General features: G+C 57.0%; 1 rRNA gene. It reads right to left on the minus strand.

The features are described 5' to 3' along the window. Positions 1-1,611, minus strand: a 23S ribosomal RNA gene (locus ACWD26_RS44080); the annotation flags it as partial.

The raw sequence follows: 1,611 nt of genomic DNA on the forward strand, positions 1-1,611 counted from the left end.
TGGGCCGCCCGCGCGGCATCAACAGCGAGGGCCTGAAGCGCCGCGGCTTCGACCCCGAGCGCATCACCGCCATCAAGCGCGCCTACCGCACGCTGTACGTGGCGGGCCTGCCGCTGGCCTAAGCTGAAGCTTAGGAGCTTTTCCTGGAAGCGTGGTATCAGCAACTTCGCCATAAAGGCTCGTCTCGGTGCTCGGTCTTGAAGGATCCCGGATTTGCCAAAGATCCAAACCTACCGCCTTTCCCCGGGACAACCAACGCCCGGTATGCCTAACCTTCTCCGTCCCTCCATCGCACTTACGCGAGGTGCAGGAATATTAACCTGCTTCCCATCGACTACGACTTTCGTCCTCGCCTTAGGGGCCGACTCACCCTGCGCCGATTAACGTTGCGCAAGGAAACCTTGGGCTTTCGGCGTGCGGGTTTTTCACCCGCATTATCGTTACTCATGTCAGCATTCGCACTTCCGATACCTCCAGCAGACTTCTCAATCCACCTTCAACGGCTTACGGAACGCTCCTCTACCGCGTACATATAAATATGCACACCCCAAGCTTCGGTTCTGTGCTTAGCCCCGTTAAATCTTCCCCGCAGACCGACTCGACCAGTGAGCTATTACGCTTTCTTTAAAGGGTGGCTGCTTCTAAGCCAACCTCCTGGCTGTCTGTGCCTTTCCACATGGTTTTCCACTTAGCACAAAATTTGGGACCTTAGCTGTGGGTCTGGGTTGTTTCCCTTTTCACGACGGACGTTAGCACCCGCCGTGTGTCTCCCATACAGTCCGTCTCGGTATTCGGAGTTTGCAATGGTTTGGTAAGTCGCGATGACCCCCTAGCCATAACAGTGCTCTACCCCCGAGAGGATACATATGAGGCGCTACCTAAATAGCTTTCGAGGAGAACCAGCTATCTCCGGGTTCGATTAGCTTTTCACTCCTAATCACAGCTCATCCCCGTCTTTTGCAACAGACGTGGGTTCGGGCCTCCAGTACCTGTTACGGCACCTTCACCCTGGCCATGACTAGATCACCCGGTTTCGGGTCTACTGCCCGCGACTATGCGCCCTTATCAGACTCGGTTTCCCTTCGCCTCCCCTATACGGTTAAGCTTGCCACGAACAGTAAGTCGCTGACCCATTATACAAAAGGTACGCAGTCACCCCTTGCGAGGCTCCTACTGCTTGTACGCACACGGTTTCAGGATCTATTTCACTCCCCTCTCCGGGGTTCTTTTCGCCTTTCCCTCACGGTACTGGTTCACTATCGGTCGGTCAGTAGTATTTAGCCTTGGAGGATGGTCCCCCCATGTTCAGACAGGGTTTCACGTGCCCCGCCCTACTCGTCTTCACTGAAATGGCCCTTTCAGATACAGGGCTATCACCTTCTATGGCTGCTCTTTCCAGAGCAACAGCGTCGGCCTGCGCGGCGATATCGGCTTCTTCAGCCTGGCCGCCGGCAAGGGCCTGAGCCTGCATGAGGGCGGCCTGCTGCTGACACGTGACGAAGCACTGCGTGCGGCATTGATCGAGCAGGCCGCAGGACACACGCCGTTCAACCCGCGCTGGGAGCTGACGCGCAGCCTGCAGCTGCTGGGCCTGGCGGCCTTCTACCGCCC

The sequence above is a fragment of the Streptomyces sp. NPDC002787 genome, from assembly GCF_053592095.1.